General features: G+C 51.0%; 18 protein-coding genes. All 18 read left to right on the forward strand.

Going from position 1 to position 22,173, the window contains the following annotated elements; all coding sequences use genetic code 11:
* The first annotated feature begins 78 nt into the window (after positions 1-78).
* The gene (gene mfd, locus A3848_RS21565) at positions 79-3,603 is read left to right on the forward strand and encodes a transcription-repair coupling factor (RefSeq protein ID WP_074086923.1); all 3,525 of its coding nucleotides are present in this window, start codon (positions 79-81) and stop codon (positions 3,601-3,603) included.
* Positions 3,590-4,645, forward strand: a complete 1,056-nt coding sequence (locus tag A3848_RS21570; protein WP_083612287.1) for a peptidylprolyl isomerase — start codon at positions 3,590-3,592, stop codon at positions 4,643-4,645. The genes mfd and A3848_RS21570 overlap by 14 nt, the downstream gene beginning before the upstream one ends.
* Positions 4,646-4,851: 206 nt before the next feature.
* Positions 4,852-5,394: a stage V sporulation protein T gene (gene spoVT / locus A3848_RS21575; protein ID WP_074086925.1), complete on the forward strand. Its 543-nt coding sequence runs from the start codon at positions 4,852-4,854 to the stop codon at positions 5,392-5,394.
* Between the two features lie 144 nt (positions 5,395-5,538).
* The gene (locus A3848_RS21580; RefSeq protein WP_074086926.1) at positions 5,539-7,215 is read left to right on the forward strand and encodes a putative polysaccharide biosynthesis protein; all 1,677 of its coding nucleotides are present in this window, start codon (positions 5,539-5,541) and stop codon (positions 7,213-7,215) included.
* Between the two features lie 178 nt (positions 7,216-7,393).
* Positions 7,394-8,893 carry a bifunctional methyltransferase/pyrophosphohydrolase YabN gene (yabN, locus tag A3848_RS21585; protein WP_074086927.1) on the forward strand — a complete coding sequence of 500 codons (1,500 nt, stop codon included), beginning with the start codon at positions 7,394-7,396 and terminating at the stop codon, positions 8,891-8,893.
* Between the two features lie 323 nt (positions 8,894-9,216).
* A complete protein-coding gene (locus A3848_RS21590) occupies positions 9,217-9,489 on the forward strand; it encodes an HU family DNA-binding protein (RefSeq protein ID WP_074086928.1) in 273 nt (90 codons plus the stop codon).
* A complete protein-coding gene (locus A3848_RS21595) occupies positions 9,489-9,767 on the forward strand; it encodes an RNA-binding S4 domain-containing protein (RefSeq protein WP_038584395.1) in 279 nt (92 codons plus the stop codon). The genes A3848_RS21590 and A3848_RS21595 overlap by 1 nt, the downstream gene beginning before the upstream one ends.
* Before the next feature lie 179 nt (positions 9,768-9,946).
* Positions 9,947-10,231: a sporulation protein YabP gene (gene yabP / locus A3848_RS21600; RefSeq protein ID WP_074086929.1), complete on the forward strand. Its 285-nt coding sequence runs from the start codon at positions 9,947-9,949 to the stop codon at positions 10,229-10,231.
* A complete protein-coding gene (yabQ, locus tag A3848_RS21605; protein WP_074086930.1) occupies positions 10,228-10,791 on the forward strand; it encodes a spore cortex biosynthesis protein YabQ in 564 nt (187 codons plus the stop codon). Before yabP ends, yabQ begins: the two co-directional genes overlap by 4 nt.
* A 21-nt stretch (positions 10,792-10,812) precedes the next feature.
* On the forward strand, positions 10,813-11,148 hold the full coding sequence (locus A3848_RS21610) for an FtsB family cell division protein (RefSeq protein ID WP_074086931.1): 336 nt from the start codon (positions 10,813-10,815) through the stop codon (positions 11,146-11,148).
* A gap of 124 nt (positions 11,149-11,272) precedes the next feature.
* Entirely contained in the window at positions 11,273-11,773 is a 501-nt protein-coding gene (locus tag A3848_RS21615; protein WP_036696437.1) for a S1 domain-containing RNA-binding protein, read from the forward strand.
* A gap of 431 nt (positions 11,774-12,204) precedes the next feature.
* Entirely contained in the window at positions 12,205-14,712 is a 2,508-nt protein-coding gene (spoIIE, locus tag A3848_RS21620) for a stage II sporulation protein E (protein WP_074086932.1), read from the forward strand.
* 300 nt (positions 14,713-15,012) lie between these two features.
* Positions 15,013-15,759: a vWA domain-containing protein gene (locus A3848_RS21625; protein ID WP_074086933.1), complete on the forward strand. Its 747-nt coding sequence runs from the start codon at positions 15,013-15,015 to the stop codon at positions 15,757-15,759.
* Entirely contained in the window at positions 15,749-16,687 is a 939-nt protein-coding gene (locus A3848_RS21630) for a serine/threonine protein kinase (protein WP_074086934.1), read from the forward strand. Before A3848_RS21625 ends, A3848_RS21630 begins: the two co-directional genes overlap by 11 nt.
* 75 nt (positions 16,688-16,762) lie before the next feature.
* Positions 16,763-18,205, forward strand: coding sequence for a tRNA lysidine(34) synthetase TilS (gene tilS / locus A3848_RS21635; protein WP_074086953.1), 1,443 nt, complete (start codon positions 16,763-16,765; stop codon positions 18,203-18,205).
* 45 nt (positions 18,206-18,250) lie between these two features.
* On the forward strand, positions 18,251-18,790 hold the full coding sequence (hpt, locus tag A3848_RS21640; protein ID WP_074086935.1) for a hypoxanthine phosphoribosyltransferase: 540 nt from the start codon (positions 18,251-18,253) through the stop codon (positions 18,788-18,790).
* Positions 18,791-18,899: 109 nt separating this feature from the next.
* Entirely contained in the window at positions 18,900-20,954 is a 2,055-nt protein-coding gene (gene ftsH, locus A3848_RS21645; protein ID WP_074086936.1) for an ATP-dependent zinc metalloprotease FtsH, read from the forward strand.
* Between the two features lie 259 nt (positions 20,955-21,213).
* Positions 21,214-22,152 (forward strand): quinolinate synthase NadA, encoded by a 939-nt coding sequence (gene nadA / locus A3848_RS21650; protein WP_074086937.1) that lies wholly within the window; start codon positions 21,214-21,216, stop codon positions 22,150-22,152.
* Positions 22,153-22,173 lie beyond the last annotated feature (21 nt).

The following is a 22,173-nucleotide window of genomic DNA, read 5'->3' on the forward strand; positions in this document are numbered from 1 at the left end:
GTTTTCGATTCTAATTATAATAGGTGGCATCTGCCCGTCAGGGCAGTGCCAGCCTGTTTAGTAAGAGAGGTGCGCCTGTTGTTACAAGGTCTTATAGAAGCATTTTCCAAAGATCCCGATTTTCAGTCCGTTACCCGAGGTGTAGCTGCAGGCATGAAGGAGCAGCTCATATCGGGTTTGTCTGGTTCGGCCAGACAAATCATGCTGGCGGCGCTGCATGAAGAAACTTCACGTCCGCTGCTTGTAGTTACTCATAATATGTTTTCTGCCCAGAAGATGGCTGAGGATTTGCAGGAAGCGCTTTCTCCGGATCGCGTTCTGCTCTACCCTGCCAATGAGCTGGTTGCCGCCGAGGCGGCAGTCTCAAGCCCTGAGACACTTGCCCAGCGGATTGATGTGTTAACGAGATGCGCCCAGGGCTTCCGTGGCGTTGTTGTTGTTCCCTATTCCGGTGTACGCCGCCTGCTTCCTTCGCCAAATGTGATGGCAGACGCAGAGGTAACGATCTCCCAGGATGGGACGCTTGTTCTTGATGAGTTCCTGATGTCCATGATTGAGATGGGCTATGAACGGGTGGAGCGGGTAGAGAACCGCGGCGAGCTCAGTGTCCGGGGCGGTATTATTGATTTCTATCCGATGACTTCCCCCCTGGCCTACCGGGTGGAGCTGTTTGATGATGAGGTCGATTCCATCCGAACCTTTGATCCGCAGGACCAGCGTTCGATCGACAAGGTGAACAGCGTGAAGATCACACCTGCCAAGGAAATTATTGCTGATCAGCTGCGTCAGGATACGGCTTCTACAGAAGCAGCGGCAATGCTGGAACGGCAGCTCGAAAAGATGGCTGACCGCCAGGCGAAGCTGCGTCTGCGCGAGGAAATGGGCCGGGAGCTGGAAATGCTCCGCGAAGGCACTTATTTTCCGGAAATCTATAAATATATTAGTCTCTTATATCCTGAGCGTACCCATCTGTACGATTACATGGCGAAGGATACGATTCTGGTGCTGGATGAACCAGCGAGATTGCTGGAAACAGCGAAGCAGCTTGAACGGGATGAATCGGAATGGAACCTGCACCTGCTGCAAAACGGAAAGACACTGCCTGATCTGCAGCTTTCTGTGGAGAGTGATGTCGTCATGTATCAGCGGCCGTTCCAAAGCCTGTTCATGTCGATTTTCCTGCGCCAGGTTCCCCATATTCAGCCGCAAAATATTTTGGGCTTTATCAGCCGCGGAATGCAGGACTTCCATGGCCAGATGAATGTGCTGAAATCGGAGATGGAGCGGTGGCACAAATCCGGCGTGAAAGTGATTATGCTAGCGAATGGTGAAGAACGGATGGAGCGTGTCCGCAGGGTTCTGTACGACTATGGCATTGAGGAGCCTACCATTCTTCAAGGCAATTTGGGTTCCGGTTTTGAACTGCCTTCCATTCATCTTGCGGTGATTACCGAAGGAGAAATATTCTCCCAGAAGCAGCGCAAGGCGCGCAAGGTATCCAAAGGCATCGATAATGCTGAACGGATCAAAAGCTACACCGAACTGAAGATTGGTGATTATGTTGTTCATCAAAATCACGGGATCGGGAAGTATATGGGAATCGGGACGCTGGAGGTCAGCGGAATTCACCGGGACTATATGCATATTATGTATGCCGGAGGAGATAAACTCTCCGTACCGATTGAACAAATTGATCTGATTCAGAAGTACGTGGGCTCGGAAGATAAGGAGCCGAAGGTTTATAAGCTTGGCGGTAATGAATGGACGAGAGTTACAAGTAAGGTGCGGTCTTCGGTACAGGATATTGCCGATGATCTGATTAAGCTCTATGCTGAACGTCAGAGTGCCCTGGGCTATGGCTTTGAGAAGGATACCCAGGAGCAGCACGAATTCGAAGAGATGTTCCCTTATGAAGAGACACGCGATCAGCTGCGGGCCATTGAAGAAATCAAGAAAGATATGGAGCAGAACCGTCCGATGGACCGGTTGCTGTGCGGTGACGTAGGCTATGGCAAGACGGAGGTAGCCATTCGTGCCGCGTTTAAATCTGCGATTGAAGGCAAGCAGGTTGCGGTGCTGGTACCAACGACGATTCTGGCCCAGCAGCACTACGAGACCTTCCGCGAGCGTTTTGCCAATTATCCGCTTAACATCCAGGTGCTCAGCCGGTTCCGCAGCCGCAAGGAGCAGAATGAGACAATCAAGGGTGTACGGCAGGGAACCGTAGATGTGGTTATTGGCACGCACCGGCTGTTGTCGCAGGATATGGTCTTTAAGGATCTGGGTCTTTTGATCGTGGATGAGGAGCAGCGTTTCGGGGTTACACATAAGGAAAAACTCAAAAAACTGAAGACCAATGTCGATGTACTTACTCTTACGGCGACACCTATTCCCCGGACCCTGCATATGTCCATGCTCGGTGTGCGGGACTTGTCAGTCATTGAGACACCGCCGGAGAACCGCTTTCCTGTACAGACGTACGTGGTAGAGCACAGCCAGACGCTTACCCGTGAGGCTGTAGAGCGTGAGCTGGCCCGGGGCGGTCAGGTCTATTATCTGTACAACCGTGTTCAGGGTATTCAGGAAATGGCTGCGCAAATCTCCATGCTCGTTCCGGAAGCCCGGGTCGGCATTGGTCATGGCCAAATGTCAGAGTCAGAGCTGGAGAAGACCATTCTTGACTTTCTGGACGGGGAATACGATGTACTGGTCAGCACAAGCATCATCGAGACAGGGGTAGATATTCCGAACGTCAACACGCTGATTGTGCATGACGCTGACAAAATGGGGCTGTCCCAGCTGTATCAGCTTCGCGGGCGGGTAGGCCGCTCCAACCGGATTGCTTATGCCTATTTCACGTACCAGCGGGATAAAGTGCTTACTGAGGTAGCCGAGAAGCGGCTGCAGTCGATTAAGGAATTTACGGAGCTTGGCTCCGGCTTCAAAATCGCCATGCGTGACCTTTCCATTCGCGGAGCGGGCAATTTGCTTGGTGCTGAACAGCACGGATTCATTGCGTCTGTCGGTTTTGATCTCTACTCGCAGATGCTTGCAGAAGAGATCCGCAAACGCAAAGTCAGCGTGCTGGGTGAAGAGGATACCTCACTTAAGCAAGGAAATACGGTGATTGACTTGTCGATTGATGCTTATCTGCCATCCGAGTATATCTATGACAGTATTCAAAAAATAGAGATATATAAGAAAGTTGCTGCGGTGGCTGCCCTTGAAGATGCCGCAGAACTTGAAGACGAGCTACTAGACCGTTTCGGTGAGCTGCCTGAGGCTGTTGTCAACCTGTTATCTGTAGCCCGCCTGAAGGTATATGGCAAGCTCTACGGAATGGAATCGATGGTCCGGCGGGGCGATGAGGTCTCGCTTAACTTCCATGAAGGCAGCACGGGCGCTTTTGACACGGCAAAGCTCGCTAAGGTTGGAAATAACTTTGAAAGACGTGTACAATTTGATAGGGACGCCAAGTCAACCATCCGTGTGAAATCAAAGGATCTGGGGGACAAGGAACTGCTTGATTTGCTGGAACAGTTCCTGGCGGCGGCCAAACAGTCTTTAAAATCGAAGGGAGAATTACATGATGTCATCAAATAAAACAAAATCCTGGAAAGTGCTGCTAGTTTCACTTGCGGCGGCCATTTCTTTCTCTATGCTGGCAGCTTGCAGCAGCAATAATAACAGTAATACGGCTGAAGATAACAGCGCTGCGGTAGCTACGTACAAAGGCGGTAAAATTACCGAAAAAGAATTTGAAATGGATACCCGTGTTATGAAACTTTTGTCGCCACAGCAGGCGCAGTACCTGGAAATTGATGCCTTCAAGGAATCCATCCTGAAGCAGGAAGTTGCATTTGAATATCTGTCTGGCAAGGCTACGGATGCCGCGAAGAAAGAAGCGGAGAAGCAAGCAGACGAACAAGTAAACTCCATTAAGACAGGCTTAGGGGAAACCTATGAAAGTACGCTGAAGGAAGCGAATCTGACAGAAAAAGATATTCATTCCTACATGCTGCGTGTACTGACTGTATATCAGGACATGCTGTTGAAAGTTACAGACGACCAGGTAAAAGCTGAGTTTGAAAAAACCAAAGGCGACTTCACGGTAGCTACGCTACGCCATGTGTTGATCGGTCTTAAGGATGCTGCAGGTAAGGAACGCACCGATGCAGATGCGCTGAAGCTGGCCAAGGAAGTGAAGGCTAAGCTGGATGGCGGGGCGGACTTTGCTGCGACAGCCAAAGAATACTCGGATGATACCGGGTCCAAGGAAAGCGGCGGTGAAATTAAGGACAAGGCCCTGGGCGGATATGTGGAGGAATTCAAGAAGGCTGCCCAGACGCTGCCGCTGAATACGATTAGTGATCCGGTCAAGACCGTTTACGGTTATCACGTGATGGAAGTGGAATCCCGAACAGAGACCCCTTTTGATAAGCTGACCGATGAACAGAAGGAAACCATCAAGGGGTCACTCGCGTCCCAGGCTCTGGAATCGTACCTTGAGAAGGATCTGAAATCACTCGATGTCAAAATTAATTTGCCGAAGAGCTCTGCAGCTGCGGGAGCAGCAAATGGCGGAACTAAGCCTACAGCCGCACCAAGCGCTAAGGCTCCGGCTGCAACGGAAGCGGCCCAATAATATACGACAGATATCAATAAGACGGCCCCCTCGCATAATGTGAGGGGGCCGTCTCCGTTTATATAATACATGCGGGATCGATGTATAAGGAACTGGGAAGAGATGAATACTATGGTCAGATATTTCGATAAATCACTGGGATTATCCATTCCCATAATGAACAGTAGTTGGACCATACTTCTTAAGAAAGCGGGGCAACATGTGAAATGAAAGCTACTGGAATTGTTCGCCGTATTGATGACCTCGGCCGAGTTGTTATCCCCAAAGAAATTAGACGTACTTTGCGTATCCGTGAAGGTGATCCACTGGAAATCTTCGTCGACCGTGACGGTGAAGTCATACTGAAAAAGTATTCTCCGATTGGGGAATTGGGCGATTTTGCCAAGGAGTATGCAGAATCACTCTTTGAAGGAACAGGCCATATTACCATGATCACCGACCGCGACACTTTTATCGCTTTGGCTGGAGGTTCAAAAAAAGATTATCTAGAGAAACAGGTTGGGGTGTTGCTTGAGAAAGTAATGGAGAGCCGGAAGACTGTACTTGAAACGAATGCAGGCAGCTATGACATTGGTAAAGACCATCCGGAATCCGTCTCTTCGTATGTGGCTGCACCCATCATTTCCGGTGGAGACCCCATCGGCTGTGTCGTCCTGCTGAATAAGGATGACTCGGTAAAAATGGCGCAGATGGAAGTGAAAATGGCCGAAACCGCGGCTGCCTTCCTGGGCAAACAAATGGAGCAGTAACTTCTGTGGCATGGAAGCCCCGCTTCCCCTTTGGCGAAATAAGCCAAGCGGGTGGCGGGGTTTTTGTCGTGGGGTGTCCCTATGCGTTATAATATAGAAATTCATCCCATCATAGCAGTTATAGCTGTAGAAGCAGGTATATGTATGAAACTTAAGTCGCAAGGCTCGAAACTGCTGCAAGGGGCATTCATTCTTAGTGCAGCAGCCATCCTATCGAAGCTGATTGGCACCCTGCAGAAAATCCCGCTGCAAAATCTGGGCGGAGATGCTGTATTCGGTATTTATAACACGGTATATCCACTGTACACCATGCTGGTAACAGTGGCGATGCTGGGCCTGCCGTCAGCTGTTTCCAAATTCGTGGCAGAAGCTTCTGCGGGTAGGGAAGAGCAGGAAGGACGCCGGATACTGAGGCTCTCTGCTGTCCTTACCGGTGTGAGCGGGGTGGTAATTGGAATTCTGGTCTACGCAGGTGCGCCACTCCTCTCGGCATGGGTCGGCAATTCGCATATTACCCCTGCACTGCGGGCCAGTGCGTGGGGGCTGGCCGTTGTTCCGCTAATGGCTGCGCTGCGGGGCTATTTTCAGGGCCTTCATAATATGGTCCCTACTGCCGTCTCCCAGGTGGCCGAGCAGTCGGTGCGCGTTGCTGTTATGATCGCACTGCTGCTGTATCTGACTTCGATTCATGCAGAGGCGTCAGGCATTGCCGCCGGGGCGCTACTGGGCTCAGCCGGAGGAGGTGTAGCCGGTCTGCTCATCATGCTGCTGTATCTGCGGGGGCACCACCGCCGTCAAGCGGAGCCGGGGCTTGCTGCCACATCGGAAGTGATGGCTGAGACTTCATGGACACAAGAGCAGAGAACGGCAGCTCCCGCCAGTCCGAAGTCAAGTACACGCACCCTGCAGTTGCTGGCCTATGGCCTTCCAGTTATGCTGGGGGCACTGGCCGTGCCGCTCATCGGGCTGGTAGATGTATTCACTGTTCCCCGCCTGCTGTCCTCTGGCGGGAGCGAAGCGTCTGCGATGGCGCAGTTCGGGATCTACAACCGCGGCCTGCCGCTGGTGCAGATCGTCACGATGCTCGCTACTTCGCTGTCTGTGGTCTTCATCCCGGCACTCGCAGAAGCCAAGTACCGGGGCGATCTGGGGCTAATCCAGACCCGCGTCAGCTTGTCGCTGCGTTGGTTCTGGCTGCTGGGCCTGGCCGCCTCCGCAGGCCTGGCGGTGCTTGCGGAGCCGATCAATGTGGCACTGTACGGCGACGCTTCCGGCAGCAGCACGATGACCTGGCTGGCCTTCACCGCCGCTGGCGGTACGGTCAGCATCATCTCGGCCGCGCTGCTGCAGGGCCTTGGCGCCGTGCGCGCGCCGGCGCTGCACCTCCTGGCCGCCGCGCTGCTCAAGGCGGCCCTGAACCTGCTGCTCGTGCCGCAGCAGGGCATTACCGGCGCGGCCATCGCCAGCGTGGCCGCGCATGGGTTCGCAGCAGCGCTGAACGTGCTGCTGCTGCACCGCCAGGGCCATCTGCGGCTGCGCCTGGCAGATGCCCTGCTGCGGCCCGCGCTGCTGCTGGCGGGCCTGGCTCTGGCCGCTAGCGCCGTGAGCTACGCTACCGGCGCTGCGGCAGAAGCCGCGGGCCTTGGCGGCAGCCGCACCGCGGCCCTGGCGCAGAGCCTGCTCGGCGTGCTCGCAGGCTGCGCTGTCTTCGCCATCGGCACGGTAGTCCTTCGCCTGCTGAGCGAAAGTGAACTGCGCCAGCTGCCGGGCTTCGGCCCGAGGCTGGCGGACAAGCTGAAGAAGCTGCGCCTGTTTCCCTAAAGCCGGAAACTCTGGCTTGGATTAGGCTAGTCCCTCCGGTTTTTCCGTAAAGGGTCTGGCCGGTCATAAATCAACGCTAGCAGTCCTGCTGAAATGCGGTACGGATTGAATTACCAGCACTACATAGAGCGGTCACATGCTATTAAGGGCAGCGGCCGCCTGGAAGGAGTAGAATCGCATGAGTGCAACACTAACAGTGGTTGGGCTTGGATCGGGGAATCCGGACCGGCTGACGCTGGGCATTATCAAGAAGCTGAAGGCGGCATCTATCGTTTACGTTCGGACTGCAGATCATCCGGTCATGGCGGCTCTGGCTGAGCTTGGGATTGCTTCACAGTCGTTTGACAGCCTGTATGAATCGTTGTCTTCTTTTCCTGAAGTATATGAAGCGATTACGGCGAAATTAATCGAGGAAGCGGGTTCGGCGCCGTCGGGTACAGAAATAGTCTATGCCGTTCCGGGACATCCGATGGTTGCCGAGTCGGCTGTTTCTTTGCTGCGGGAGCGCTGCCCGCAAGCGGGAATCAAGTTGGATATTCTAGGCGGGGAAAGCTTCCTGGACGAGGCTTTTGTGCGTCTGGGTTTTGATCCGATTGAGGGCTTTCAGCTTTTGGATGCCTCGGGCATCCGCAGCTCCCAGCTTCAGCCTGAGCTGCATACACTGATCGGCCAGGTGTACGACAGCTTTACGGCCTCCGAGACCAAGCTTTGCCTTATGGAGCTGTATCCGCCGGAGTATGAGATCATTGTAGGGCATGCACTCGGAGTGGAAGGTGAAGAGCAGATAGACCGCGTACCGCTCTATGAGCTTGACCGCCTTACAGGCTTTGGCAATCTCTCGCTAGTCTATGTGCCGGCGAACCGAGAAGAGACAGCAAGACGGCGCAGCTTTGCCCGTCTGCATGAGATCGTTGATATTCTGCGCAGTCCGGAGGGCTGTCCCTGGGACCGGGAACAGACTCATGAGTCGCTGCGTAAGAATCTGATTGAGGAAACTTACGAGGTGCTCGAAACTATTGACGAGGATGATCCGGATCATATGAAGGAAGAGCTGGGTGACCTGCTGCTCCAGATTATGCTGCATGCCCAGATGGAAGAGGAGCTCGGAACTTTTAATGTCTATGATGTGATTGAAGGCCTCAATGACAAGCTGATTTTCCGTCATCCGCATGTATTCGGGGATACCGAAGCGGGCAATGCCGAAGAGGCGCTGAAGAACTGGGAGGGCATGAAGGCTGAGGAGAAACGGCGCAAGGGCCTGAAACCTGAAGCTGACTCTGCGCTTAGTGGAGTTCCCCGTGATCTTCCGGCACTGATGAAAGCTTATAAGCTGCAGAAGAAAGCTTCCAGAGTAGGCTTCGATTGGGACAACGTTCATGACGTTCTGGCCAAAGTCCGCGAGGAGGCAGACGAACTGCAGGAGGCTATCGAGAACGGTGCTTCAGCGGAGGAGCAGATGCTGGAGCTGGGGGATCTGTTATTTGCAGCCGCCAATGCCGCCCGCTTTATCGATGCGGACCCGGAAGAGGCGCTGACCCGCACCAACCGCAAATTTGTCTCTCGGTTTCATTATATTGAGCAGCAGTTGCGCAGCCAGGGAGCTACCGTTCAGGAGAGCAGCCTGGAACAGATGGAAGCACTCTGGCAGGAAGCAAAAAAGGAAGAACGAAAGCTGTAATTTTATAGAGTTGCCCGTACAGCCGGTATAGCCCTCCGATAAAGCGGCAATGCTGTGAATGCGCCCAAATCTCTGATTTGAAATGCAAAGAGTAGTTTATAGTGTTATAGTGCTATAAGCCCGGGATTTTTCGGCGGGAAATAGAAGGATACTCTATAGCACTCAGCATATTAAGACTTATATTTTTAAAAAATTGGCGGTTCGTGGCAGGAATTCGGGTTGGCATCAAGAATATCATAAAGACGAAATGACGGTTTGCGGCTTATCCTGGCGCACAATCGCGTTTCATTTATTTTTTTGTATCCTAGGAGGAACTTCAAATTATGAACAAGACAGATTTGGTTAACAACATTTCCGAAAAAAGCGGATTGGCAAAAAAAGATGTAGAAGCTGTATTGAACGGGGTACTGGGCGAAATTACCGAAGCCCTTGCACAAGGCGATAAAGTGCAGCTGATCGGATTCGGTACCTTTGAAACCCGCAAACGTTCCGGCCGCTCCGGCCGCAACCCGCAAACGGGCACACCGATTGAAATTCCAGAATCGACTGTACCGGCCTTCAAGGCTGGCAACAAGCTCAAAGAAGCCGTCAACTAATGCGTCTTGATAAATTCCTGAAAGTCTCCCGCTTGATCAAGCGCCGCACAGTGGCCAAGGATGTGTCCGAACAAGGCCGGGTGCTGATCAACGGGAAAGAATCCAAGCCGAGCAGTACAGTGAAGATCGGCGACGAGATCACTGTGCAATTCGGTCAAAAACTTGTGACGGTCAAAGTGGAAAAGCTGGTCGAAACGACCCGCAAGGACGAGGCCGCAGGTATGTATACACTGCTTCGTGAAGAGCCTGTTGCCAAAAGCAGCGGCCTCGACTGGTAAGCAGATTTGTAAAGTTTCTAGAAAAGCGCTGCTCTGCATTCTGTGGAGTATGCGCTTTTTTTGAAAATATAAGAGTTTCGAGGTTCACGCAATAAATTAGCCGTTTCCACTTGTGCCGTTTCTGTTCTATAACCTCTCCTTCCCCCATAGATTAGAATCAAGAAGGAGGGGTACATGCTATGATCGAGCCAGTAAAAGTCAATAAACAGCACGATCTGCACATGCACAGCCGCAAACAGCTGGAGCTTACCGGTGTGCAGAACGTGGAAAGCTTCGACAGCGAAGAGTTTCTGCTGCGTACGGAACTTGGCCATCTCACCATTCGGGGAAATCATTTACATATCAAAAACTTAAGTCTGGAGAATGGCATATTGTCTCTGGAGGGCAATGTGCAATCCCTGATTTATCTGGATCCCGGAGCGCAAGGCAAAAATAAAGGATTACTCGGCAAGCTGTTTAAATGAATCCCACAGTTCAGTGGATGACCCTGTTCTATATGATGCTGGCCGGCACAGCCATGGGACTGGCCTATGACAGCTACCGGGTGCTGTCGCTGAAATTAAGCTTTCCCAAGTGGCTGAATGCGCTTCTCGATCTCTTGTATTGGTTATGGGCGGCGCTGCTGGTCTTTCGCATGCTTTATGCCGGAAATCAGGGACAATTGAGGTTTTATGTCTTCTTGGGACTGTTTCTAGGCGTATGGATCTATTTTTTAATCTTCAGTGTTACGGTGCGCCGTTTTGTGGTAATGTTAATTCAGTTGGTTCAGTATACGTGCAGACTGCTATGGAGAGTTATAGAAGTGTTAATAGGTGTACCGCTGCGCTTGTTGTGGCGCCTCTTGAGAGGCATACTGCAGCTGCTGGGCCGTATCCTGTTATTTATTCTAAAGCTGCTGCTGCGTCTAACGAAACCCGTTTGGGTATTTCCTGTAAGGTGGATCTCTCCACATGTTTCCCGGCTCCGCCACAGCGGCTGGGTCACGAGATGCATAGCATGGATACACACCAAAAGGAAACACTGACTTGAACTGGAGGAACGCTGCATGAACAGATTCTCTGCGGAAGAGAAGGGGAATAGCCATAAAGCTTCGGCCGCAGGCACGAAGAGAAGGAAATTCATATGGACGCTCGTTGTTGCTGTGTTTTTTGGCTGGGCCGGTTTTATTTTCTTTGCCCAGAGTGCGGCTATTGCAGAAAAGAGTGAACAGCTCGCCAAGAAGCAAGAGAGCAATGAGACGGTAACCACTTCCCTTAATCAACTGAAATATGAAGTATCCCGCCTGAATGATGATGAGTATGTCGGACAATTGGCGCGTAAATGGTACAATATGTATCCTAAAGGCGAAACACCTATTCGTACAGAGCAATCAGGGAAATAAAGCAGGCCAAAAGGGGCTTTCGCTGTGTTGCCTTGATTTGTTCTTTACTGTATAATCAAATCACCGCAGACAGGATGGACTTTATATTCGTCTGTATATTTTTAAGGGAGGATCATTTTATTCTATGGCAATTGAAGTGGGCACCAAGTTAGAGGGCAAGGTGACAGGCATCACGCATTTCGGAGCATTTGTGGATCTGTCAGGAGGTGTCACAGGTCTCGTTCACATCTCGGAAATCGCCGATAATTACGTCAAAGATGTTAATGATCATTTGAAGATTGCTGATGTGGTGACCGTCAAAGTGATTAACGTTGACAAGGACGGTAAGATCGGACTTTCCATTAAGCAGGCCGTAGATAAGCCGGCATCGGAAGTACGTCCCCCCAGAGCTCCAAGACCTGAACGTCCAAGCGGTGGAGACCGTTTCGGCGGCGGTGGCGGCAGTGGTGGAGGCGGCGGTGGATTTAATCGTGAACGGGGAGGGCGTCCATTCAAGCCTGCAGCCGGTAAACCTTCATTCGAGGATAAAATGTCACGCTTCCTGAAAGACAGCGAAGAACGGATATCTTCGATCAAGAAGAACACAGAAGGAAAGCGTGGAGGCCGTGGGGCCAAGCGCGTATAGTTTCATACATGTACATCATTAATAACCGCCGGGGGCATAATTGCCCTTTGCGGTTTTTTTGTATGCCGGGAATGAGAAGACTTGCGCTACTAAAAATAATGGAATAGACACTGTGAAATCAAGCTCTACCTGGTAGGGCTATTTTGTCGGCTGAAAACAAATTCCCGACAGTATCCTTGCCATTCTCACATAACTCCAGAGCAATCGCTGACGAATGACTGCAGCCGCAGGTATGTAAAATGTGGAAGGACTTTCCATAATCTCCGCCAACCGGCTGTCCCGCAAGGGATGCGCAGGCTTCTCCACAGAATGTCGGCACAGGCTTTTTTGTCGGAAATTTCTTACAGGCTGCCCTCCGTTTCTGACAAACTTTCCAAAGACCCCCGCTATATAATGAGACTCATAAATTCTTAAACGGGTGGTGTAGAGGAATGGGTAAAAGCAATGTGGTGAATTTGCCGGAGTGGACAAGAACTGGAAGCAATGACAAAGATCAGAGGGATAGCTGGGGGGACCGGGCTAAGGCGTGGAGTCTGAAGCAGCCGGTAATCCAGCTTTTCATAGTGAAAAAGTGGATGCTGCTTCTGAGTCTTATGGGTTTTCTGCTCGGCCGCGCGATGATACTGGACGAGCTGTCCCCTTTTGCTGCAGCTTACTTTGCCGTTATTGTATTTATGCGCAAAGACTCCATCTTGCCTGTAGCTGGCGCAATTATCCTTGGAAGCCTCTTTACTCCATTCCCTGGTGCCATAATAGTAGCCGCAGAGCTAATTATCTTTCTCTTGATTTATAAAGGCTTGGAGAGCTTTCAAAAAGTGGAGCTTTCCTATGCGCCGCTGATGGTCTTCGTCTCTTCGTTTATGGTGGGTTTGTTCCAAATCGTCATTGGGCCCTCGATTACCTGGTATTCGCTGATGATGGCAACACTGAATGCTCTGCTCGGATTCGTGCTTACTCTGGTATTCTTGCAGGCGCTTCCGATCTTTACGTATAAGCAAAAAAGCAGGGCGCTGCGTAATGAGGAAGTACTCTGCCTGATTATACTGCTGGCCTCAGTGATGACCGGCCTTGTGGGCTGGAGTGTAGGCGGATTATCGCTTGAGCATATCCTATCCCGCTTTCTGATTCTGCTGTTTGCCTTGGCTGGAGGTGCCCCGCTTGGTGCAGCCGTCGGTCTGGTTACCGGACTGATCCTCAGTCTGGCGGATATTGGGGCGATTTATCAGATGAGTCTCCTTGCCTTCTCAGGGATGCTGGCAGGCATGATGCAATCCGGGCGCAAAGGTGCGGTCTCTATCGGGATGCTGCTCGGCTCAACCATTCTGTCCGTCTACTTCCTGGGTCCGGGTGATGTGATGGCCTCTACCTGGGAGACCTGCGCAGCGGTAGTGTTGTTTCTTCTTACACCTAAAGGAATGATTTCTGCCATTGCCAAGTATGTACCGGGCACGCCAGACCATAGCCGTTCCCAACATGAATATGCGAGAAGGGTAAGGGATATTACAGCCGATCGGGTAACCCAGTTCTCCCAGGTATTCCGCCAATTATCGAGCAGCTTTGGTCAGATTCCCCGTGCCGGGGAAGCCGGTAAATCGGATCGTGAAATGGAGGATTTCATGAATACCGTGACCGAAGGGGCCTGCTCGGGCTGCATCCGCCGCTCCCTTTGCTGGGATACCAAGTTCTATCAGACCTACCGCTATATGACCGATATGATGACAACGGTAGAGGAGTGCCCCGGCATTACGGCTGCCCAGCTTCCGCCGGAATGGAGCCGGATCTGCGGCAAAACTGCTGAGGTATTAGAAGTGATGAAAGGTCAATATGATCTATACCAGCATGATATGCGCTGGAAAAGACAAATATACGATAGCCGCCAATTTGTTGCCGAGCAGCTGTCAGGCGTGTCCCAGGTGATGGAGGATCTGGCCAAAGAGATCAAACGTGAAGGGCAGGCCATGTACCGTCAGGAAGGACAGATTCGTGAAGCACTGGAGAAGCTCGGCTTGTCCATCCACAGCATTGAGATTCTGAGCCTGGACCCGGGCCGGGTAGAGATCGAAGTCGTGCATGCCTATACCCGCGGCTTTGATGAATGCCGGAAGATGATTGCTCCGCTGCTCACTGACATTCTGGAGGAAAATATTGCAGTCGTAAATGAAACGGCGGTTCATCCCCGGGAGGGATTGTCGATGGTGACCTTTGGATCGGCCAAAGCCTATGAGGTAAATACAGGTGTTGCAGGAGCAGCCAAAGGCGGTGATATGCTATCGGGAGACAGCTTTAGCACTGTAGAGCTGGGCAATGGAACCTTTGCTGTCTCCATCAGTGATGGTATGGGCAACGGGGAGCGGGCCCGCATGGAGAGCAGCGCCGCGCTCGGGATGCTGGAAAAGCTGCTGCAGTCGGGGATGGACGAGAAACTCGCGGTCAAATCCGTTAATTCTATTCTGCTCCTGCGTTCTCCGGACGAATTCTATGCGACTGTGGATATGGCACTGATTGACCAGTATTCAGCACAGACTACGTTTATGAAAATCGCGTCAGCCCCCAGCTTCATCCGGCGGGGAAGTGAGGTCATTCCTGTTACAGCCAGCAATCTGCCGATTGGAATCATCAAGGATATTGAGGTTGATCTCGTCAGTATGCAGCTGCGTCCAGGGGATATTTTAATAATGATGACCGATGGTATTTATGATGCGCCCGGATATGCCGTTAATAAAGAAATATGGATGAAACGCTTAATCCAGGAGCTTGAGGGTGATGATCCCCAGGTGCTGGCCGATGATCTGCTGGAAAAGGTTATCCGGTATCAAGGTAATGAAATCCATGATGATATGACGATTGTAGTCAGCCGCTTGGATCACTTCCATCCGGAATGGTCCAGCCTGCATTTGCCCGGTATTGGCCGGATGGAGCGTCCGCGCACCGTAAGCTAATCTATCATTTAACTGATACTGTTTTTTGCAGTATAACCGCTGGCTCAGATACGGATCGGAGAGGAATTTTGGAGCTGGAGAAGCGCTAGCGTTCGCCTTCGCCTTTGTCTTCTGATTTCAACCGCAAAGGGCGGTTTCCAAACAAGAAATCAGAAGACAACAGCGACCGGAAGCCCAAAACTTCCTTGCAGTGACGCATTTTCACGCATGATTTAATTCATTTTTCCCCGCTAAGCGGCGTTTGAAATCTCTCTACCTTGGATATGCTAGAAACATATACAAGGAAGGGAGTGATCGGTCATGAAGCAAATCCTGCTTATTACTGACGGTTGTTCGAACGTAGGGGAGAGTCCGGTGATGGCTGCGGCGCATGCGCGTCAGGAAGGCATCACCGTTAATGTGGTCGGTGTAGTCGATTATGGCACCATCGGGGAGCTTGGCAGCCAAGAGATTGCGGATATTGCCAAGGCCGGCGGCGGTATCAGCCGGATCGTAGGAACGCCGCAGCTGGCACAGACGATTCAGATGATGACCCGCAAGACAGTGGTTCAGACGATTCAACAGGCGGTTAATAAAGAGGTAAAAAAAATACTCGGAGAAGGCTCACTGGAAGAGCTGCCTCCGCTGCAGCGTTCGCAGGTGGTTACAGTTGTCGATGAGTTGACCGAAACCTCACCACTGCGTATTGCGCTTTTGATCGATGCCAGTGCGAGCATGAAGCCTAAGCTGGGTGCTGTAGAAGATGCGATCCGTGATCTGGCGCTTAGCCTGGAGGCGCGGGAGGGTAAGAGCGAATTAGCCGTTTTCCATTTTCCGGGACGCTCCAGCAGTGAGGATGCCGTGCTGGATATGGACTGGACACATAATGTGTCGGAGGTCCGCTCCTTGTTCTCCAAGCTTAAGATGCGTGGGGCCACGCCTACCGGACCGGCCATATTCAAGGTGCTTGAGCATTACCGTTATGATACACTGGATGGACACCGTGAACGTCCGACAGATGACGGTTACGATGAAAAAGAAGGGATGATTGGTGGGTATGTCGTCTAATCCGCCCTATCCTGCCGGCACGGTAATCAGCGGCAAATGGCGGGGGAACCGTTATGTCGTTGAGCGGATGCTGGGAAGAGGAGCGAACGGAACCGTATATCTGGTGCAGCGGGAAGGCAGACGGGAGCACTATGCCCTCAAGATCGGTAACGATACCCTTGAGCTGCAATCCGAGATCAATGTTCTGACCAGCCTGCAATCCAGCAGGAAGCGAAAAGAGCATCGTGCACACCGTGAATCTCCCTTGTCTTCCTATTTACTCGAATCAGATGATTTTAAAGACGCCGACAGCGTACCTTTTTATGTTATGCGTTATGTGGAGGGCCGGCCGCTGCACCATTTTTTAGCCAAGAACGGAGCCTCCTGGCTAGGTCTGGTTGGCCTCAAGCTGCTGGAGAAGCTACGGAATCTGCACGAGTGCGGCTTTGTGTTTGGAGATTTGAAGCCAGAGAACGTAATGGTGTCCAATTACGGAGAGGCAGAGCTGATTGATTACGGCGGTGCCAGCCCGCTGGGCCGCAGCGTGAAGCAATTTACCGAATGGCATGACCGCGGGTACTGGAATGCGGGCAGCCGTATGGGTGACGAGAATTACGATCTGTTTGCCTTTGCTGTGCTATGTCTGCGTTTGCTGGATGAAGAAGGGCTGAAGACAGCCGCCTCCCAGCTGCCGCAGACTAGAAGTGCCGACGAGCTGCTGAAGCTGGCCAGAACTTTGCCTGATAAGAAGCTCTCTGCTTGGCTGTGTCTGGCACTTAAAGGCGGATTCCCGGGAACGGAGGCGGCAACAGAAGCCTGGAGGACCCATATTTACAATTCAAGAAAACCGGGGAAAGAATCAATGGCGACACCCGGCTGGTTAAAAAGTGCATTCGCGCTATCCTTATTTTTGCTGGTATTTACGATTTACTACGTATTTCGATTTTGAAATTATACATAATATCGGGAGGTCTTGGCATCTCATGCCAGTTCCGGCCCGTTACCGGGTGAGAAAGGGAGCCGTATGGAGCAAATGAAAGAACTGGTGGAATCCGTATTGGAGTCTGCAGCCGAGCATCAGCTATGGTCGCCCCATGACACCATTGTAGTCGCAGTTTCCGGAGGGCCGGACTCTGTGGCTCTTTTGCATATTCTGTATGAAATCGCCTTGAACCGGATACCGCTAACCTTAATCTGTGCGCATGTGAATCATGGCTTTCGAGCAGAATCGGCAGAAGAAGCGGAATCTGTCCGTGCCATGGCTCGTGAGCTCGGGCTTCCCTTTGAAATGGCAGAGTTTGATATTCCCTCTCTCATCAAGGAGAGCGGTCTTGGACCGGAGGGAGCAGCACGGCAGAAACGCTATCAGTTTCTCATCGATACGGCGCACCGCTATGGAGCCCGTTCGGTTGCGCTGGCTCACCATGCAGACGATCAGGCCGAAACTGTGCTGATGCGTATGCTTCGGGGAAGCGGTCCTTCAGGCCTTGGGGGGATGCGGTGGAAACGCACCGAAAAAAAGGTGGAACTGATCCGGCCCTTCCTGCGTATTAACAAAACAGCTCTTGTCGAATTGTGCCAGCAGGAGGGGTTTTCCTATGCTGAGGATGCCAGTAATTTAAAGACGGAGTATAGACGCAACGCAGTAAGGCTGGAACTGATTCCAACGCTTGAAGAGTACAATCCCAGAGTGAAGCAGTCACTACTTCAATTGTCTGAAATTGTTCAGGCGGAAGATGAATTTATGGAAGCGGCAGCGGGAAAATGTTTTGATGAGCTCGTTCTGGTCGATTCTGGAAAATGCTCTCTGAAGAGGACCTCATTTGCGGCCGTACCCTCCGCTTTACAACGGCGTTTGATTAAACTAATATTAAATTATCTGTCGGCGGATTCATCGAGCTTGGATTTTTCCAAGATTGAAGCAGTACGCCGGGGAACGCTGCAGGAGCATCCCACGGTATGGAGTTTGAATTTGGGTAGCGGACTGACCTGCATGCGGCAATATGATAATATTGTGTTCTTGTCCAAGCCTCCGAAGCAGCAATTAAGCTATACATATCGGCTGTCTTTGCCTCATCCCCGTATTGAAATTAAGGAGATAGGAAAAGTATTGACGATGTCGGTGCTGGAGAGAGAAAATTTTTCTGTACTGGGGGAGGACTTTGGGGAAATGTTGGCGTGGTTTGACAGCAGCGAGCTGGTCCTGCCACTCACCATCCGTTCCCGTTTGCCTGGAGATACCATAAGGGTTATGGGATTAAACGGAAGCAAAAAGGTAAAAGATATTTACATTGATGATAAAATACCTTCTTCCGAACGCTCTGCGATTCCCCTTGTTTGTGATGGTCTGGGCAATATCGTCTGGATTCCGGGCGTTAGACGCTCGATGCATGCCGCAGTAGGGCGGCACACGGCCTCGGTTCTTTTATTGTCTCTGGAGGATATGGAGAAGAGCGAAGAGGCGTAATGGTCAAAGTAAGTCTTTCATAGTATAACTTAGGAGGTTCGCAAGTTGCAGAACGATATTCAGGAAATCTTGATCAGCGAAGAGGAAATTCAACAAAGAATCAGGGAACTCGGCGCCCAGCTGAGTACGGAATATGCAGGACGCACGCCACTCGTCATCTGTGTGCTAAAAGGCGCGTTTATCTTTATGGCAGATTTGGTTAAAGTCATTACAGTGCCTGTTGAAATGGATTTCATGGCTGTATCCAGCTATGGAGCATCCACCAAATCCTCAGGCGTAGTCAAAATCATCAAGGATCTGGACGCTTCCGTTGAGGGACGCGATGTTCTGATTGTGGAAGACATTATTGACAGCGGGCTTACGCTTAGCTATTTGATTGAAATGCTTCAAGGGCGCAATGCTGCATCAGTGACTGTGGTCACCTTGTTCGACAAACCCGCAGGGCGCACAGTTAGTCTGGAAGCCGCGTATACCGGATTTGTAATTCCGGACGAATTCGTAGTAGGGTATGGACTGGATTATGCCGAGCAGTATCGGAACCTCCCTTACGTCGGTGTACTGAAGCCTGAAATTTATTCCAAATGAGCTAATCGCAGCCTTAGATCTACGGATCCGTTCCCTGGCTTCTGTCAAATTTGAGGAGTCTGGGCAGGCTATGGTACAATAACTTGAGTGTTGTGAGAGGAGGTAGGGGATGAATCGGTTCATCCGGAATTCTGGTTTTTATTTGATTTTATTTTTAGTCGTGGTGGGCATTGTCCAGTTTGTAAGCAATGGAAATGAATCCGCCGATTTCCCTAGATATGATGAGTTAAGACAGGAGATCAAGAATAACAATGTGAAGAGCATGACGATTCAGTTCGAAGGCAATGCTTTTGCCGTAACCGGCGAATATAAACAGCAGCCTTCAGGTGCTAAATCGAAGAACTTTTCCACATTTGTTCCTCCTACAGATCAAGCCATTAATGAACTCGTAGCTGCCAGTGATAATAACGGCATAGAGTTATCGCAGAAGAAGATGGAAGGTGACAGCATTTGGCTGACGTTCCTTTCTTCCATCATTCCGCTGGTTATCATGTTCATCCTGTTCTTCTTCCTGTTTAATCAGGCACAGGGTGGCGGCGGCAAGGTAATGAATTTCGGTAAGAGCAAGGCCCGGTTATATAATGAAGAGAAGAAGAAAATTAGTTTCGAGGATGTTGCAGGGGCCGATGAAGAGAAGCAGGAGCTTGTCGAAGTTGTGGAATTCCTCAAAGATCCGCGTAAATTTGCCGCAGTAGGTGCCCGCATTCCTAAGGGTGTGCTTCTCGTGGGCCCTCCAGGTACAGGTAAAACCCTGTTGGCCCGTGCGGTAGCCGGTGAAGCCGGGGTTCCTTTCTTCAGCATCTCCGGTTCCGACTTCGTCGAAATGTTCGTCGGTGTCGGCGCTTCCCGAGTACGTGATTTGTTCGAGAACGCTAAGAAGAATGCACCTTGTATCATCTTTATCGATGAAATAGATGCGGTTGGACGTCAGCGTGGCGCAGGACTTGGCGGCGGACATGACGAACGTGAACAAACCCTCAACCAATTGCTCGTTGAAATGGATGGCTTTGGCGGTAATGAAGGAATAATTATCGTTGCGGCTACCAACCGTGCAGATATCCTTGACCCGGCCCTGCTTCGTCCAGGACGCTTTGACCGTCAGATTACAGTGGATCGTCCGGATGTGAAAGGCCGCGAAGCTGTACTCAAGGTTCATTCCCGCAATAAGCCATTGACGAAGGACGTTAGACTTGACGTTATCGCCAAGCGTACTACCGGTTTCACTGGAGCGGATTTGGAGAACCTGCTAAATGAGGCAGCCCTCCTCGCTGCACGGCGTAACCGTAAGGATATTTCCATGAACGAAGTGGATGAAGCTATTGACCGGGTAATCGTAGGTACCGAGAAACGCAGCCGTGTCATTAGTGATCGCGAGAAGCGTATTGTGGCTTACCACGAAGCAGGTCATACGATTGTCGGTTATTTCCTGGAGCATGCGGATATGGTTCACAAGGTGACCATCATCCCGCGTGGCCGTGCAGGCGGATATGTAATTATGCTTCCGAAAGAAGACCGGATGCTTGTTACCAAGCAGGAATTGCTTGATAAGGTAACCGGACTCCTTGGCGGGCGTGTCGCTGAAGAGCTATTCATTGGCGAGATCGGTACAGGCGCATACAGTGACTTCCAGCAGGCTACGCGAATTGTGCGCAGCATGATTATGGAATACGGTATGAGTGATAAGCTGGGACCTATGCAGTTCGGTACTTCTCAGGGCCAGGTTTTCCTGGGCCGTGATATCGGGCATGAGCAGAATTACAGTGACTCCATTGCATACGAAATCGATCAGGAGATGCAGAACTTTATCCGCAGCAGTTATGAACGCTGTAAAGAGCTGCTGACCAAGTACTCCAAAGAGATGCACCTGATTGCCAATACGCTTCTTGAAAAAGAAACGCTGGAGCTGGATCAGATCAAGGAATTGATCGAGCAGGGTTATCTGACCGAAGACGGCAAACCGGTAGAATTACCTGGCGTTACTCACGAAGAAGGCGAGCCTGTCATTGATTCCATTGGTGATGTGCGTGTCCGCATTCAAGGTAAAGCTGAGGATACCTCTACTACTATCGGGGACTTGTCCAAGGATATTCCGAACAACCCGGATACAGAGCATGGAAACGGCTCGGATGACGGCAATAAAGACGGTGGCGGAAGTCTCGTCTAGATTGTAAGTGATATAAGATCCGGAGAACCCTAAGGTTCTCCGGATTTTTTTATCTTTTCAGTGCCCAGATGAACGTCTTCTGCCAGTCGGGTTACATTGACAGTGGGTGGAACGTTGTGTACATTAGTGATTAAATATTAAATAATATATGACGAATCAATCGCAGGGCTGGGTGGCTGCTGCGTACCCGTAAATTTCGGGGAGATTGCTAAGTATGTGCCGGCTAAAAGCCGTGAAGACATAAGGGGGAGAACAGACCGTGGAAGCTCTGGCGCTTGAGCGCAAGCAGGAACAGAATCGTGAACTTCGTGTGCGCCTCGAACAGCTTAAGAAAGAACGGAACGCAATCATTTTGGCTCATTATTATCAGCGTGATGAAATTCAGGAAGTGGCAGATTTTCGGGGAGACTCATTTTTACTTGCTCAAAAGGCAGCCGAAACTGATGCTGATGTAATTGTATTCTGCGGTGTCCACTTCATGGGAGAGAGTGCCAAAATTCTGGCTCCGAATAAAACGGTCCTTATTCCGGATGAGCGCGCTGGCTGTCCGATGGCAGACATGGTGAATGTGGATGGTTTGCGTAAGCTGAAGGCACAGCACCCTAATGCCAAAGTCGTTACCTATATCAATTCGTCAGCGGAAATCAAGGCGGAAACGGATATTTGCTGTACATCTGCCAATGCGGTGAAGGTTATTGAATCGCTGGATGCCGAAGAAATTATTTGGGTGCCTGACAAGAACCTGGGCCAATATGTTCAGGATCAGACCGGCAAGAAGCTGATCATCTGGGAAGGCTACTGTAATACCCATGACATGCTCACCGTCAAAGATGTAATTGAAATGAGAGCAAAATATCCGGAAGCGGAATTTGTAGTTCATCCGGAATGCCGTCCTGAGGTAGTGGCCATGGGCGATTATGTAGGCAGTACTACATCCATTATTGATTATTGTAAAAAATCCGACCGCAAGCAGTTCATTGTTGGAACAGAAGATGGCACCGGCTATCAGCTCCGTAAAGACAGTCCGGATAAAGAGTTTCATTTTGCCACCAAATTTCTCGTTTGCCCTAATATGAAAGTAAATAATCTCAAAAAACTGGTCAAATGCCTGGAGACGATGAAGCCGCAGATTTATGTACCGCCCGCTGTCGCCGACAAAGCCAGAACATCCCTAGAGCGCATGCTACAAGTCCGGTAGCATGCGCTACTCTTTCGTTGA

Source organism: Paenibacillus sp. P32E (genome assembly GCF_001909085.1).
In the GTDB taxonomy this organism is placed as follows: Bacteria; Bacillota; Bacilli; order Paenibacillales; family Paenibacillaceae; genus Paenibacillus_AQ; species Paenibacillus_AQ helianthi.